Source organism: Haemophilus parainfluenzae (assembly GCF_900638025.1).
GTDB lineage: Bacteria > Pseudomonadota > Gammaproteobacteria > Enterobacterales > Pasteurellaceae > Haemophilus_D > Haemophilus_D parainfluenzae_J.
Genome location: NZ_LR134481.1, coordinates 689,114 through 702,380 on the forward strand (window position 1 = coordinate 689,114; position 13,267 = coordinate 702,380).

Here is a 13,267-nt window from a genome sequence, read left to right on the forward strand (position 1 = left end):
ATGAATAAACCAAAAGCTGTTTCAGTTAGAGTGAATAATGAATTCTTATTAGTGACCTCTATTATTAGAGGGATGATTGGAATGACAGATCCAGATCAAGATTTTGTTTTTAATAAAGTGGATATTACAGACTCATACTTTGGCAAGTTGGTTAAAGAAAAACTTGATGAAAGCAGAGAAGTATCCCTCCAGGAATTTCAGGCTATTTTTAATTCTGAAAAAATGAAAGGACTACAAAAAAATCTCGAAGAGGAGATGAAAAAACGCTATGGATACAAAAATAAAAAATCTATCTATAAGGATATGTCTTTTTTATCTTTAGAACAGGATGATTTATATATAACTATTTCGCCTCTTCATCAAGATTCTTTAGATGGAAGTACAGGGATTTCACTTCCTGACAATTCACCATTAGAATTTAAATATGACAAGAATATTTCAGATGAAGAATTAGGAAAAGCCATAAGACAAGCCTTGACGTATTGTACGAGTATTTATCGGTAAGATATTTCCTCAAAATATAAAGTGCGGTTAATTTTAAAGAATTTTAAAACCTCTTAAAAACTGACCGCACTTTTTGTGTTTTAAAAGATACTTATGTTAAGTGAATCAACTATTATAGCAGGTGTAGATAAATCAAATGGTAAAGTTGTGTTATTACCAGTTAGAGTTCCTAATAAGAAGTAGTCATACGAGGTCAATATGGAAAAATATAAAGTGTTTTTAGGTGGCGATATTGCAAAGACTTACAGTGATGCTAAAAAATTTACCTTGGAACGGGTTAATTCGTTTTCAGATAATTCTTATCTCGTATTATTTCAAAGAATAAAATTAATTGATGAGTTTCGTGGGGATGTGTTTTTTTCAATTGGTTTATTAGATGACTATCATCGTGCATTAGCCTCTAAGCATTTATTAGAAAATGATATTTCAGGATTTAAAGAAAATGCTTCTATTGCAGGTTTCTTAAGTATTTTATCTGAATATGATTTTCAATGGGCGTACAACGGAATTAATACAAATTTCTTTTTTATGAGTTTGCTTTCAGATAATCAAAAGTTAATTGATTATTTAATTAAACATCGTGATGAAATTGTGGATATTTCAGTCCCCTATAAACGTACTGATACCAGACCTTTTTTTAATGCGAACACTTTATTGGCGTTAAGTGGCGATTGGCAATTATTAAAAGAGCGCGCACTCACGTTCTTAAATGATGAGAAAAAAGCCCGTGGTGATTTAAAGCGCATTCCTGATCATGAATTTTATGTGGCACTAGCAGATAAAAATATAAAAGGAATGCAAGAGGCTTTAGATAAATTACTCGAACTTAAGCTTGCTAAACGAGCAGCAAAAGACACACTTTTACATTTTGATTTTTACTTGCAACCGCAAGTTTTAATGTATGCCAAAATCGCAGCAATCCACGGTTTTGATTTGGGTATTGATAGCCCTATAGCGCCAAAAGAATTGATTGATATAAATCCATTAGCAGAATATAAAATTCCTTATGATTTTATGAAATCATTTGATTTTGATGCACCCCATCAAGTTTGGGTAAATTATGTCAAACAAAGAATGGAAGAAGCGAAGCAAAAGAAAGTTGAAAATAAAAAAGGATTTTGGGCTTCGCTGTTTGGTAGATAAGTCGGGAATGATAATAAAAGTGCGATCAAAAACATAAGCAATTTTGACCGCACTTTTGTATTTTCAGAACTACTTATATTTAAGCCAATCTTATAATTTCACATTTAACTTATCGTAAGAGCGTTCTACTTTTTCTAATACAGCCAATCTAGCACAACAAAGAATGGGAAACAGGTGGAAGTCAACGCCTTATCATTGATTCGGCATTAAATGTTATCAGCACCGCTTTAGCTGGCAGACCGGCAGCGGAAGTGGTGGCTTCAGGATTATCACCTGCGGTGAATAATCAAATTAAGAAAGCGACAACAGATGCAAAAGGCAATGTGAATACCGCGCTCAATTTGACTGCTCATGCACTTTGGGGAGCGGTAGAGGCTTATGCGGGCAATCGTAATGTTGCTGCGGGTGCGGCAGGTGCAGCAGGTGGTGAGGTTGCGGCTCATTTCTTAGCGTCAACACTTTATAATAAATCACCTGAAAAGCTTAGCGAAGAAGAAAAACGTACGGTATCTTCTCTAAGTCAAGTGGCAGCAGGTATTGTTGGTGGTACTTTATCAGATAGTTCTGATGGGGCAATTATTGCAGCTAAGACAGCGAAGAATGCGGTGGAGAATAATGCGCTTACTCAAGGCAATATTCATAGTGCTTATCAACGTTTGTTGAATGGTGAAGATATTGAAGTTGTTCTCCGTGATTTAGAACATTTAAGCCAAAAGGAACGAGCTAAATTACTTGCCGATTGTGATGCAGCATGCCGACAAGTGGTGCCAAGCTTATTAATGGCTGCAAATGATTTTTCAGAAGAGCAGGCTATTGCGCTAGGTAGTATCTTATCGAAAATCCCGGCAGAACAACGTTCACGTGTTGATATGCTTGTTCAAGCAGAAAATAGTAAAACGCTTGAGGCTATAGAAAACAGTAAGAGTGATGTGGAAAAACATATTGCTTTGGCTGTTAAGGTAATGAGATTTTTCCAAGCAGAGAATGCTGTTTCGGGAGGAAAGCCAAATAAACCTAAGACAACAAGCATACATAGTGAGAATAAAGATTACTCGAAAGATGTAGCTAATCTAGGAGTAAATCGAAATAAAGGATTAAATGAAAGGATTTCTAATCGCCAAAAAAATCATTACATTGATGAGCAACAAGCAGCTAAAAATGTTCATAAGGTTACTGCGCCAATTGATTTTGATGGGCATATATTAAATGTTGAGATTAATAAAAAAGGAAAATTGGTTGGTGGACATAGTATAGCCAATGGAAATATTAATTTTAAATCGAAGGGAAAACCAAATTCACAAGGAGTATATGAAGCAGAAATTCAGTATATTAATCCTAAAAATCAGAAAGTTTTGACTAAAAAATCAACGATGTTTCCTGATAACTGGTCAGCGAATAGAGTTAAATATGAAGTCGATATGGCGTATAAAAATCGAAATGAATATATTAGCCCTCAAAATGGAAAGGTTATGTGGGAATCAACTACACCTAGTGGTGTTAAAGTAACAGGTTATAAGGAACCTAAAGTAACAGTTTACCCACTAATGAAATAGGAGCTAATTATGAATTTTAAGTTTTATTGGTATATATCGTCTACATGGAAAGATGGTGTTTTGAGACCTCGTTGCTCAATATTAAATGTAGATGAGGCTTTAAATATAGTTAATTTTTTGATTGATGATGAGGGATTAGGTATAGGTCATTTGCAAAAGTGGATAAAAAATGGTCTTGAAGAGATTGATAAAATATCTAAAAAAGAAATTTCTGAATATGATATGTGGGGACAAAGCTTAGGTGCGCTAATCTCATTAGATAAAGTAACTATTTATTGGGGGGATGAAGAATATCCTGATGATTATCTTGAGTTTGACCAATTTAAGATTATTTTATCTAAGTGGTATGACTTCTTACTATCTGAACCCAATATAAGTAATGAAGTTTATTTTTCAGTTTAGATTAGAGGTATTTTATGACAGTCATGATCGGTGGACATTCCGCCTTAGGCAATATACGTGTTGAGCGGATATTATACACTTATCCAAATGGCGTATATCTTGCACAGATTTCCGCCTTTGATAGTGAAACTAATCAATATATTGTGAAGACCAATAATAATGGGGAGACCTTGATGTTTCCTCAAACGTGGACGGCAGATCGTATTAAAGTGGAAATTAATTCTGCTTATATGAATCAAGTAGATGATTTAGATCCTATTCGTAAAGCTGAAGGTATGTGGGTTGGTGTTTCAAATTCAGGCGTGCGTATAGAAGGTTATACCTATCCTGTCGTCACGGCTTTTCCAAGTGCTGAGCAGGAGTGAAGATGAAACTTATTTTTACGTATATTCAGCATAAAGGGCAAATTATTCCAACTTGCTATTTAGAGGAAAATCACCAATTAAATCCATTAACCGGCTATTTGAATGATCCAATGGGGGGACCAAATTATTTCTCTTTTTTAGATCATTCATTGTCAATTTTGACGGATGATACAATTCAAGAATCGGATATTTCTTCTAATTCTTGGGGTGTAGAGTTGATGAACGATGAAGTGAATTTTTATTTTCTCTTTGCTCAAGAAGAGGAGTCTCTTTATCTTACGTTGCCTCGTGGAATAATGATTGATGTGTTGAGGTTATGGCTGATTTTCCGAAGTCAAGAACCCGAAGAAGGCTTAACACAGCGGTTAGAATTTTAAGTTGAAAGTGCGATCAATTTTCAAAGAGTTTTTAAACCTTTCAAAAATTGACCGCACTTTTGTATTTTAAAGATGCTTATTTTAATGAAATCTTATAATTTCACATCCAACTTCGCGTAAGCACATTCTACTTTTTCCAATGCTTTTTCCACGGAAATATCACGAGCGAGTAACACATCTAAACGGCGATGGCCATTGACTTCGTCTTTTCCGAAAAAGTGAATATTACTATTAAACCTAAACCTTGCATTGGTGTATGCAAGCAAAAGGCATTTCTGCTGAATCATTAAAATCAGGTGTTCTAGAAAATCATCAAAATTATTTGCTACAGGCAAAAATTCAGCCTAAACAGCTTGAGAATGAATTAAAAGTTACTAAACCTAAAAATATGACTGTTGATTTATCAGGAAAACCAGTTGAAAAAGTGAAATCTGTTAAATCATCAAATCTTGAATTATAACCGCAGGGGGCATTATGAAATTTAAAGTTACACTTCGTTCATCAGTTCCATTTACTCGATTAGGAGAGTTAAGCAAGAGTATTGAGGTGGAAGCCGAGAATATCGAGGAGGCTAAACGTCGAGGGCATACCTTAATTGCTATGGAAAACGGCAAAACCTACCCTATCTTTGGTGTATCTGTTGAAGTCGAAGAAATTTAATTAAAAAAATTGCCCTGGCGTATCCGCTAGGGCAATTTTTTTACTTTTTCTAATCTTTCAAAATTGATTCAACGATATCTTGTACTTCAGATAAAATATAGTTAGGCACAGATTCAACTTTTTTTGCATTTCTATTTCTAAAATCAACCATTCGAGTTTGGTATGCAATAATCACACCTTGAGTTTGACAGCCAGTTCCACTTAGTGTTACTGCAAAGCCGTTATCTCTAGCAAGAGTTGCATTTCCTTGTGTAATAGGGGCTATCATCATAAATCCTAGTTTGTGAAATTCGCTATTGCTTAATACTAAAGCAGGGCGTCTTTCCCCTTGTAGTTCATTTCCTACAACTGGATTTAAGCAAATGGTAATAATGTCCCCTTTTTTAAATGTAGATCCAGCCATTAAATTTCGTTTCCTATTGGCGTGAGTGAATCCCACTCTTCAACGGTGGGTAATTGTTTAAATGAAGTCATTGCAAGACGTTCATTTAAGGTTAATCGTCTTTTTTCATTTGGATTATTAGGAATAATCACTACTTTAATTGTATTGTTGTTAATTTTTTCTAATTCTAAAAAATCTCCCATATTTAAATTCATAGCATTAGTAAAATCTTTTGGTAAACGGATTGCTTTACTATTGCCCCATTGTTTCACTTGTAGTCTTATATTCATATTGTTCATATAGCTGATAAAACTCTTATCCTTTGCTGCACCAAAAGATAAGCCAAAATTCAGCTTCTCCTTATCATGTTAATTTCCCCACAGGTATCATTTAATGATACAGTGCTAGTATATAATCTTGTTTATTCTTATGTCAAATAAAAAAATTGCCCTGGCGTATCCGCCAGGGCAATTTTTATTATTTCTTATCGAACTCAAATTCGACTTTCTTTTCAGCTTTATTGAGCTTCAATAATCGAGTAGTCTTTGCGTTGTTGGAACACTGGCTCGTCAAAATAAATGATTTTGTCGGCAATAAATGGTTTTACTTTTTCCATAATGACAATTTCTTTTAAGGCGACCGACGTATTTTTGTAGTTGATTGTGCCTAAATCAACAATCTCTTGTGGTAACATCAACGCACGGCGTTCTTTTTTTGGTGTTACGTTACGAGTACGTTTACCTCCTGAATAGGAATAGCTTGTTTCTTTGGTTTTAACTGTTTTATAGCCTAATGTTTCGCTAATTTCTCTTGTCGTTTCATCTACGTCTTTTGGTGGGTAAACAAGACGGATTGTGCAGTTTTTTCGTAGATTGTCAGCTCTCTCTTTGCCATAGAGTTTAGGGCTGCATAATTGAGTATGATCTTGCACTATAATTAAATAGCGCACGTTATAGCCAGCCGTAAAATGCTTCCATTCAAGCTCATAGATGTGATTATAAGGGGCTTGAGAGCATTATCGAGAAAGGACTAACCCCTTTATCTCTAAATTCAGAAAAGGAGTACAAAATAGATTTCTCTTTCAATAAAGAAGAATCTGAAAAATTAGGTCAAAAGTCTTATGATGTTTTGGTAAATGGAGTAAGAGCTGATAATCTTCTAAAGAAAGATAGCCAGCTCTCAAAGGCACTCGAGGGGCTGGCTACGCATAAGGATATGCAGCAAAAAGGCATAACCGCAGAAGCCTTAAAATCAGGAACAATCCAGCCGTTAATGCTGATAATGAATTTAAGGTAAATAGACCTGAAGCAAGAACAATTAACGCCACAGACTCCAAAATTGAGCCTAAAAAGCAAGAGCTTCAGGCTCAAAAGGCTAAGAGCTTTTCTCTATAAATGGAAATCCCCAAAGGGCAAAAACTAGCGTAGTCTGTTTTTGTTCTTTGGGGATTCAGCAACGACCGCAGGGAGGCGGTAGCTATTTTATTTTCTTTTTGTATCGGCTTATTGTTGCTCTCGACACTTCATATTTTTTTGATAATTCATTTATTGATAATTTCTTTTTTATATCTTTTACAAGTCTTTCTTCTATCTTTTCTGATAACTTTTTAGGTCGTCCGCCGATTGCTTTTAAATCTCCTGATTCCACTTTTGCCAGCTTTCCGCCTTGTGTTCTTTCTACAATAAAATTACGCTCTAATTCGGCGAATAACCCCAATAGATGAATCATAGCCATAGTCATCGGATCCTTGCGTTTCGTGGTGTCTATTGATTGATTTAATGCAATGAAGCCGATTTTATTTTCCAATAAAAAATCTAGCATTTTTAAGCATTGGCTTAGGCTACGCCCTAGCCTATCAAGTTTTGTAACTACAACTGTATCGCCCTCTCGAATATAATTGAGCAACTCATTGAGCTGCTCTTCGTTTTTTTCGGCTTTGCCTGAATGCTTACCTGAAAAGATTTTTTTACAGCCAACTTTCTCAAGTTCGGATATTTGCTCATTTAAGTCTTGCTTTAATGTGCTAACTCTTGCGTATCCTATTTTAGCCATTTTTTTTATGTTTTTTTACATTTAAAATAAATTTGTAAAATTCACCGTGAGTAATGTTTTGAGTGCTTGTTCTACCCAAATATGATTTAGCTTCTTCTCCCCATTTTCTCAATATTTTTCTATTCTCTTCATTATTTTTCCAGTTATATTGAGACAAGATATAATCTATTTCGTGATCTTGAGAGAAATTGATGTATTCCCAATCTGATTTTCTAACCATAGTTCCTCCTGTTATTTTTGGTTGCATATAATTATCATCGTGAATAAACTCAAATTTCGATGTTTCAAAAGTTAAAAACTTTTGCGCTACCTATAATATACCTTTTCAAAACTTATACAATATAGTTTTGTGCTAGCCAATAAATTTATTTTAATCTTTCGATATGTTTTTGGGGCTTACCCCACGCTAAAGCGTGCGGTCGGGCTATATTTTTAGGCTTCAGACTGTGGCATTCTGCCTTTGCTTCAACTCTAAAAACTCAACCTCTTCAATGTAGCCAGGAACGCTAAAGCATTCTTGGCTACATATTGAGTTTTCGCCCTTTCGGGTAACTATCCCTAAGCCGATAATTCGAGGACTATTTTTATGCCTCTTATATGCTTTCTATGTGTTTTTTATCCGCTTTTATTCTTTAATCATTCCTTTCATCTGTCGCCTTTTACATCGAGCGGTAGCACGCTCCGCAAGGTTTCGGCAGGAGGGGAGGTAAGGCAGGCTATCCGCTGGTTACTTCCGCACGCCCGAAAATATCAGCCAGCCACGAATCACGCCCAGCAGGTTTACCGCTTCGCTCCATTAAGGCTTGCAGCCTTAATAATCCGCAACTTTTAGCCGGACGGGATTTAACCCGTATTTATACCAATCAATTAGAGAACCAAGGCACGATTTTAGGCGAAACGGTTGATTTATCTGCTCAACAAAACCTGATTAACCTCGGTGGACGCATTGAGGCGGTAAAATCCCTCTCGCTGTCGGCGGGGAAAAATTTAGACATTAGCAGTACGCTGTCTTCTTCAGAAAGTGCTGACGGCAATGTTGCCCGCACGGTGTTAGACCGTTTTGCCAGCGTGAAAGTCACCGGTGCAGGCGGTCGTTTGGCATTACACAGCAATGAGAACCTGACGATAAAAGCGGCCGATATTGAAAGCCAAGGTAGTTTAAGCGCAACGGCAGGGAACATGTTAAACGTGACGACATTAACGGTGAGCAATAAAGAGTATTACAACGGCGATGCGGATAACTACTATCGTTTAAAGAAAGAACAACTTCAGATGGTTCAATTCGGATTGAAAATCATGCTAGTGACCCAGTAGGTAGTATGCCGATTTTATTGGGGGGAAATACTGCAACGACATCTGAAAATAATCTCAATAAAGGTTGGATTGCACGTATTAGCGATATATTTGGTGACAATTCATCAGTACATAATTGCCATGGCTTAGGACAACGGCAATGTATTACTGATGGATATCGAACTGAGGGAGATCTTAAAATGGGAAATGAGCAAACCATTTTTAATTTAAATAAATCAAAAGGAGAATGATATGAAGATTCTATTTTTTATATTTGGTTTGCTAACAATCAATGCTTGTTCTTTTGGAGGATTTCAACCTCCACCACCACATGATCATTGGCGTTTGCATAATTCTAAGATTTTATTTCCAACCTTAGATCCTCAAAGAATTAATAAATATCTTGACAGAAGAGAAAAAGACATGTCGGATTGTGGTATGGATTATGTGGTAGGAGAAAGTGATAATCCGGAGGTAAATCTTTGTTTAGAGAAAAAAGGCTGGTATTTAGAAGGTGGACTAATCTGTGAAGAAAAAACAATGTGGAATAGACCTGCATGTATTCAATGGCGAAAAAAAACATAGCAAACCTGATGCTAAGCCTTGGCAGTAATTAACAAAGGTGTTTAAAAGTGCGGTCAATATTCAGTGAATTTTAAAATCTCTTGAATATTGACCGCACTTTTCTAAAGGCAAGATCTGCCGCTAGATAGCGCGTCTCCTGACGCGTGCTTGAATCTAACTAAAATAGACAAACTGAATAAAGTTGTTAATGAAAATAGTAAAAATCTGAATTAAATCAATTTGATGTTTTAAGCGCGCGTTAGGAAACGCGCACTATCTGAGGCTTTATCCGATGTAATGTCATCAGATATGTTTGAACTTTTGATGAAAATAGGAGGTAAATAAAATGAGATACACCTTATTTCTTCTTTGCTTTATATTAAACGGATGTTGGTATTCAAACGGATGTTTTTATACTCCACAAATGGTTAATTGTGTTGATAAGGGGAAAGAATATCCATTAATTGCAGGATATCAAAAAAAAGAACTACTAGGGCATACAAACTCAAAACAACGATAAAAAGATTTTGTTTCTTGTGGAGGAAGGGATGGTGATATAAATCTACACTACTATCCGCAAAACTATCAAATAAATGACAAAAGATATAAAAATCTTGATGAATGTATGAATACTAAGGGGTATATATATCTTTCTCCCGCTGAATGTGGCTATCAAGATCCTAAGTGGGATAAGGGAAAATGTAACTTATAAAGCATTGAATTTATTATTTAAATAGAGTGTGGTCAATTTTCAAAGAGCTTTAAAACTTCTCAAAAATTGATCTGCACCCCAAAAGTTGGACTATACAATGAGGTCAAAAATGTTGATGCGGCAATTGCATTATTAAATGCGGGAGCGGATAACGTATTTATAGCAAAATATCTGTAATTTTGACCGCACTTTTCTAATCGATTACAATCCACTTATCCTAGCTCATGAAATTTTATTGTGAAAATTAAAACCTTATTAAAAAATGCGATTTCGCTCTTGCTGACGTTAATTATCGTCAGCAGTATTCTCGATTTTATTCGTAAACCCAATATTCCCCCTGAAATCAATGCGACAGCACTTTATGATTTACAGGGGAATGCCTTCTTTTTGCCTCAATTAGATCAAGCTAAGCCGACAATCATTTATTTCTGGGGAAGTTGGTGTGGTTATTGTCGTTATACTTCTCCAGCGATTAATTCACTGTCAGAGGAAGGCTATCCGGTAATCTCTGTCGCACTACGTTCGGGGACAAATAAGGACGTGGAGGATTATTTAAAAACCCATCACTATCAGTTTACAACGGTGAATGATCCGCAAGGCAAGATTGCGGATCAATGGCAGGTGAATGTGACACCAACAATTATTATTTTAAATAAAGGAAAAATGGATTTGGCCACAACGGGCTGGACAAGTTACTGGGGCTTAAAAGTGCGGTTGTTTTTCACAGAGTTTTTTGGCTAAGCGGTACAAAATCTATTACAATACACAGACTTATTTTAAAGAGGGCAGAATTATGATTATCGTAACAGGTGGCGCCGGTTTTATCGGCAGTAATATCGTTAAAGCATTAAACGATATGGGACGCAAAGATATTTTAGTGGTGGATAACTTAAAAGACGGGACTAAATTCATTAACTTAGTGGATCTTGATATTGCGGATTACTGCGATAAAGAAGACTTCATTGGATCTATTATTGCTGGTGATGATTTAGGCGAAATCGATGCGGTATTCCATGAAGGGGCATGCTCAGCGACCACTGAATGGGACGGCAAATACATCATGCATAATAACTACGAGTATTCAAAAGAGTTATTGCATTACTGTTTAGATCGTCAAATTCCGTTCTTGTATGCATCAAGTGCGGCAACTTATGGCGATAAAACTGAATTCCGTGAAGAGCGTGAATTTGAAGGCCCATTGAATGTGTACGGTTATTCTAAATTCTTATTCGACCAATATGTGCGTGCGATTTTACCTGAAGCGCAATCACCGGTATGTGGTTTCCGTTATTTCAACGTGTATGGTCCGCGTGAAGGTCACAAAGATTCAATGGCAAGTGTGGCATTCCACTTAAATAACCAAATCCTGAAAGGCGAAAATCCAAAATTATTTGCAGGCAGTGAACATTTCCGCCGTGATTTCGTTTATGTAGGTGATGTGGCTCAAGTCAACATTTGGTGCTGGCAAAATGGCATTTCTGGTATCTTCAACTGTGGTACCGGCAATGCCGAGTCTTTCGCAGAAGTGGCGAAAGCGGTAATTAAATTCCACGGTAAAGGCGCAGTGGAAACTATTCCATTCCCAGAGCATTTGAAATCTCGCTATCAAGAATATACGCAAGCAGATTTAACGAAACTTCGCGCAACTGGCTACGACAAACCATTTAAAACTGTCGCGGAAGGTGTGGCTGAATATATGGCTTGGTTGAATAGAAAATAAATTATTAATGTAGTAAATCCCCTATAGACTCTCGGTATAGGGGATTTTGTTTAGTATAACTGTGATAAATGTTTTAAATAACGCTCGTAAGCACTTTGATAATTTTTCACCTGTGATAAGTTGGGGTAAGTTTTGGAGTTTTCATCTAAGTGAATGAAGGTTTCACATAAAATTTTTAGTTCTCCTTCTCCATTTGCCCACATAGCTTGAATTGCTCCTCCTAATGCAGCAGCTTCTTCTTCCTGCAAACATACCACTTCGGAATTCATCACATCAGCAACCATTTGCCGCCAAAATGAGCTTTTCGCTCCACCTCCAATTAGGCGAATTTGTGAGGTTTTGAGTCCTGCTTGATGAAATAAATCTAAGCCATAGCGAAGCGTAAAAGTGGCACCTTCCATCATTGCTCGACAAAGATTTTCTCGTGTGAAATTACTTGAATCTAATCCTAAAATACTCGCTTTTGTATTGGGTAAAGGTGGAACTCTTTCACCATTAAAGAATGGCAAAATAGTGATGCCATTCGCACCGATAGGTGCTTGTTGAGCAAGTTGATTTAATTCTTCAATATCAATATTGAGCAAATTCATTAGCTGTTTATTTGAGGAGGTTATATTCATAACACAAACTAGTGGTAACCAGCCATTATTACTTGAACAAAAATTTGCGATCATTGGTGGTAAATTAAGTAATGGCTTTTGCGTATAAGCATACAAGGTACCAGAAGTACCGAGACTCATCGTAGCAATCCCTTCTCGAATATTTCCTGTACCAATTGCTCCCATCATATTATCGCCTCCACCTGTGGAGACGATGACATTATCATTAAAACCAAATAAAGTCGCAATTTCAGGTTTAATCACACCGATTTTTTGTTCGGCAGAAAGTAATTTAGGTAACACTTCATCCATATTTAATTCTGGCGCAAGATATTTGAAGACTTCTCTTTTCCATTCTCTTTTCACAACATCGAAATAACCACTACCGGAAGCATCACCAAATTCAGTGCAGAATTTTCCTGTTAGCCAATAATTTAGATAATCGTGTGGCAGCATAATTTTGCGAATATTGGCAAATTTGTCAGGATAATTTTGACGAAACCAACTCAGTTTTGAAGCTGTGTAACCAGTTTGGCAAATAATACCTAATTTTTCAAATACGGCTGTTTGTCCGCCTAATTTTTCGATCAGTATATCATTTTCCGTAGCGGTTTCTGTATCACACCAAAGCTTAGCCTTATATAGAGGACGATCATTTTTATCTAACATTACTAGTCCATGTTGTTGTCCTGAAATGCCTATTCCCTTCACTAATTTAGGTGAAAAGTGCGGTGAATTTTTTGCCTGTTTCAATGCACTCTGTAATGCTTGTTGTAATGCCTCAATCCACCAATTTGGTTGTTGTTCACGTCTTCCATTGGATTGTGTAATTAATTCATGTTTTGCGTAACCAACTCCAATCACTTTTTTTTGGACAGAATCAAGCACTATTGCCTTTGTCCCTTGTGTACCACAATCAATTCCTATATACATAATGTCTC

The 13,267-nt window shown here is 36.2% G+C and carries 19 protein-coding genes and 1 pseudogene; 13 read left to right on the forward strand and 7 right to left on the reverse strand.

The features are described 5' to 3' along the window. From EL215_RS03455 to EL215_RS03480, 6 genes are all read left to right on the forward strand, one after another. Positions 1-504, forward strand: a complete 504-nt coding sequence (locus EL215_RS03455) for a contact-dependent growth inhibition system immunity protein (RefSeq protein WP_049356735.1) — start codon at positions 1-3, stop codon at positions 502-504. A gap of 198 nt (positions 505-702) precedes the next feature. After that, the gene (locus EL215_RS03460) at positions 703-1,647 is read left to right on the forward strand and encodes an Imm49 family immunity protein (RefSeq protein ID WP_126470201.1); all 945 of its coding nucleotides are present in this window, start codon (positions 703-705) and stop codon (positions 1,645-1,647) included. Between the two features lie 254 nt (positions 1,648-1,901). After that, positions 1,902-3,200 carry an EndoU domain-containing protein gene (locus tag EL215_RS03465; RefSeq protein WP_126470203.1) on the forward strand — a complete coding sequence of 433 codons (1,299 nt, stop codon included), beginning with the start codon at positions 1,902-1,904 and terminating at the stop codon, positions 3,198-3,200. 9 nt (positions 3,201-3,209) lie between these two features. Continuing rightward, positions 3,210-3,602 carry a hypothetical protein gene (locus tag EL215_RS03470; RefSeq protein ID WP_126470205.1) on the forward strand — a complete coding sequence of 131 codons (393 nt, stop codon included), beginning with the start codon at positions 3,210-3,212 and terminating at the stop codon, positions 3,600-3,602. Positions 3,603-3,616: 14 nt separating this feature from the next. Then, complete coding sequence (locus tag EL215_RS03475; protein WP_126470207.1) at positions 3,617-3,967, forward strand: EndoU domain-containing protein; 351 nt, start codon at positions 3,617-3,619, stop codon at positions 3,965-3,967. A gap of 2 nt (positions 3,968-3,969) precedes the next feature. After that, positions 3,970-4,344: a DUF5376 family protein gene (locus EL215_RS03480; protein WP_126470209.1), complete on the forward strand. Its 375-nt coding sequence runs from the start codon at positions 3,970-3,972 to the stop codon at positions 4,342-4,344. A gap of 92 nt (positions 4,345-4,436) precedes the next feature. Here the strand turns inward: EL215_RS03480 and purT are convergent. Beyond that, positions 4,437-4,577, reverse strand: a pseudogene (gene purT / locus EL215_RS03485) (phosphoribosylglycinamide formyltransferase 2); the annotation flags it as partial. A 23-nt stretch (positions 4,578-4,600) separates the two neighbouring features. Between purT and EL215_RS03490 the strand changes: the two are divergent. Beyond that, positions 4,601-4,804 (forward strand): hypothetical protein, encoded by a 204-nt coding sequence (locus EL215_RS03490; protein WP_126470211.1) that lies wholly within the window; start codon positions 4,601-4,603, stop codon positions 4,802-4,804. 14 nt (positions 4,805-4,818) lie between these two features. Beyond that, positions 4,819-5,004: a hypothetical protein gene (locus EL215_RS03495; RefSeq protein ID WP_049356739.1), complete on the forward strand. Its 186-nt coding sequence runs from the start codon at positions 4,819-4,821 to the stop codon at positions 5,002-5,004. A 49-nt stretch (positions 5,005-5,053) separates the two neighbouring features. On the opposite strand, the gene EL215_RS03500 is transcribed toward EL215_RS03495, so the two are convergent. The 5 genes from EL215_RS03500 to EL215_RS03530 form a co-directional block, all read right to left on the reverse strand. Next, positions 5,054-5,407: a type II toxin-antitoxin system PemK/MazF family toxin gene (locus EL215_RS03500; protein ID WP_049356742.1), complete on the reverse strand. Its 354-nt coding sequence runs from the start codon at positions 5,405-5,407 to the stop codon at positions 5,054-5,056. Further along, positions 5,407-5,676 (reverse strand): AbrB/MazE/SpoVT family DNA-binding domain-containing protein, encoded by a 270-nt coding sequence (locus EL215_RS03505; protein WP_049356744.1) that lies wholly within the window; start codon positions 5,674-5,676, stop codon positions 5,407-5,409. The genes EL215_RS03500 and EL215_RS03505 overlap by 1 nt, the downstream gene beginning before the upstream one ends. Before the next feature lie 227 nt (positions 5,677-5,903). Beyond that, positions 5,904-6,335 (reverse strand): type IV secretory system conjugative DNA transfer family protein, encoded by a 432-nt coding sequence (locus EL215_RS03510; protein WP_049356747.1) that lies wholly within the window; start codon positions 6,333-6,335, stop codon positions 5,904-5,906. A gap of 527 nt (positions 6,336-6,862) precedes the next feature. Then, on the reverse strand, positions 6,863-7,438 hold the full coding sequence (locus EL215_RS03525) for a recombinase family protein (protein WP_126470213.1): 576 nt from the start codon (positions 7,436-7,438) through the stop codon (positions 6,863-6,865). After that, positions 7,431-7,658, reverse strand: a complete 228-nt coding sequence (locus EL215_RS03530; protein WP_049356753.1) for a hypothetical protein — start codon at positions 7,656-7,658, stop codon at positions 7,431-7,433. Before EL215_RS03530 ends, EL215_RS03525 begins: the two co-directional genes overlap by 8 nt. An 827-nt stretch (positions 7,659-8,485) precedes the next feature. Here EL215_RS03530 and EL215_RS03535 point away from each other — a divergent pair. From EL215_RS03535 to rfaD, 5 genes are all read left to right on the forward strand, one after another. Beyond that, positions 8,486-8,752, forward strand: coding sequence for a hypothetical protein (locus tag EL215_RS03535; protein WP_126470215.1), 267 nt, complete (start codon positions 8,486-8,488; stop codon positions 8,750-8,752). A 5-nt stretch (positions 8,753-8,757) separates the two neighbouring features. Next, a complete protein-coding gene (locus tag EL215_RS03540) occupies positions 8,758-8,982 on the forward strand; it encodes a hypothetical protein (RefSeq protein ID WP_197721748.1) in 225 nt (74 codons plus the stop codon). Position 8,983: 1 nt separating this feature from the next. Continuing rightward, positions 8,984-9,316, forward strand: coding sequence for a hypothetical protein (locus EL215_RS03545; RefSeq protein ID WP_232013317.1), 333 nt, complete (start codon positions 8,984-8,986; stop codon positions 9,314-9,316). Between the two features lie 928 nt (positions 9,317-10,244). Beyond that, a complete protein-coding gene (locus EL215_RS03555; RefSeq protein WP_126470219.1) occupies positions 10,245-10,748 on the forward strand; it encodes a protein disulfide oxidoreductase in 504 nt (167 codons plus the stop codon). Between the two features lie 52 nt (positions 10,749-10,800). After that, positions 10,801-11,727, forward strand: coding sequence for an ADP-glyceromanno-heptose 6-epimerase (gene rfaD, locus EL215_RS03560; RefSeq protein ID WP_126470221.1), 927 nt, complete (start codon positions 10,801-10,803; stop codon positions 11,725-11,727). 50 nt (positions 11,728-11,777) lie between these two features. Here the strand turns inward: rfaD and xylB are convergent, their stop codons facing one another. Next, positions 11,778-13,259, reverse strand: a complete 1,482-nt coding sequence (gene xylB / locus EL215_RS03565; RefSeq protein WP_164757051.1) for a xylulokinase — start codon at positions 13,257-13,259, stop codon at positions 11,778-11,780. Between the last annotated feature and the right edge of the window lie 8 nt (positions 13,260-13,267).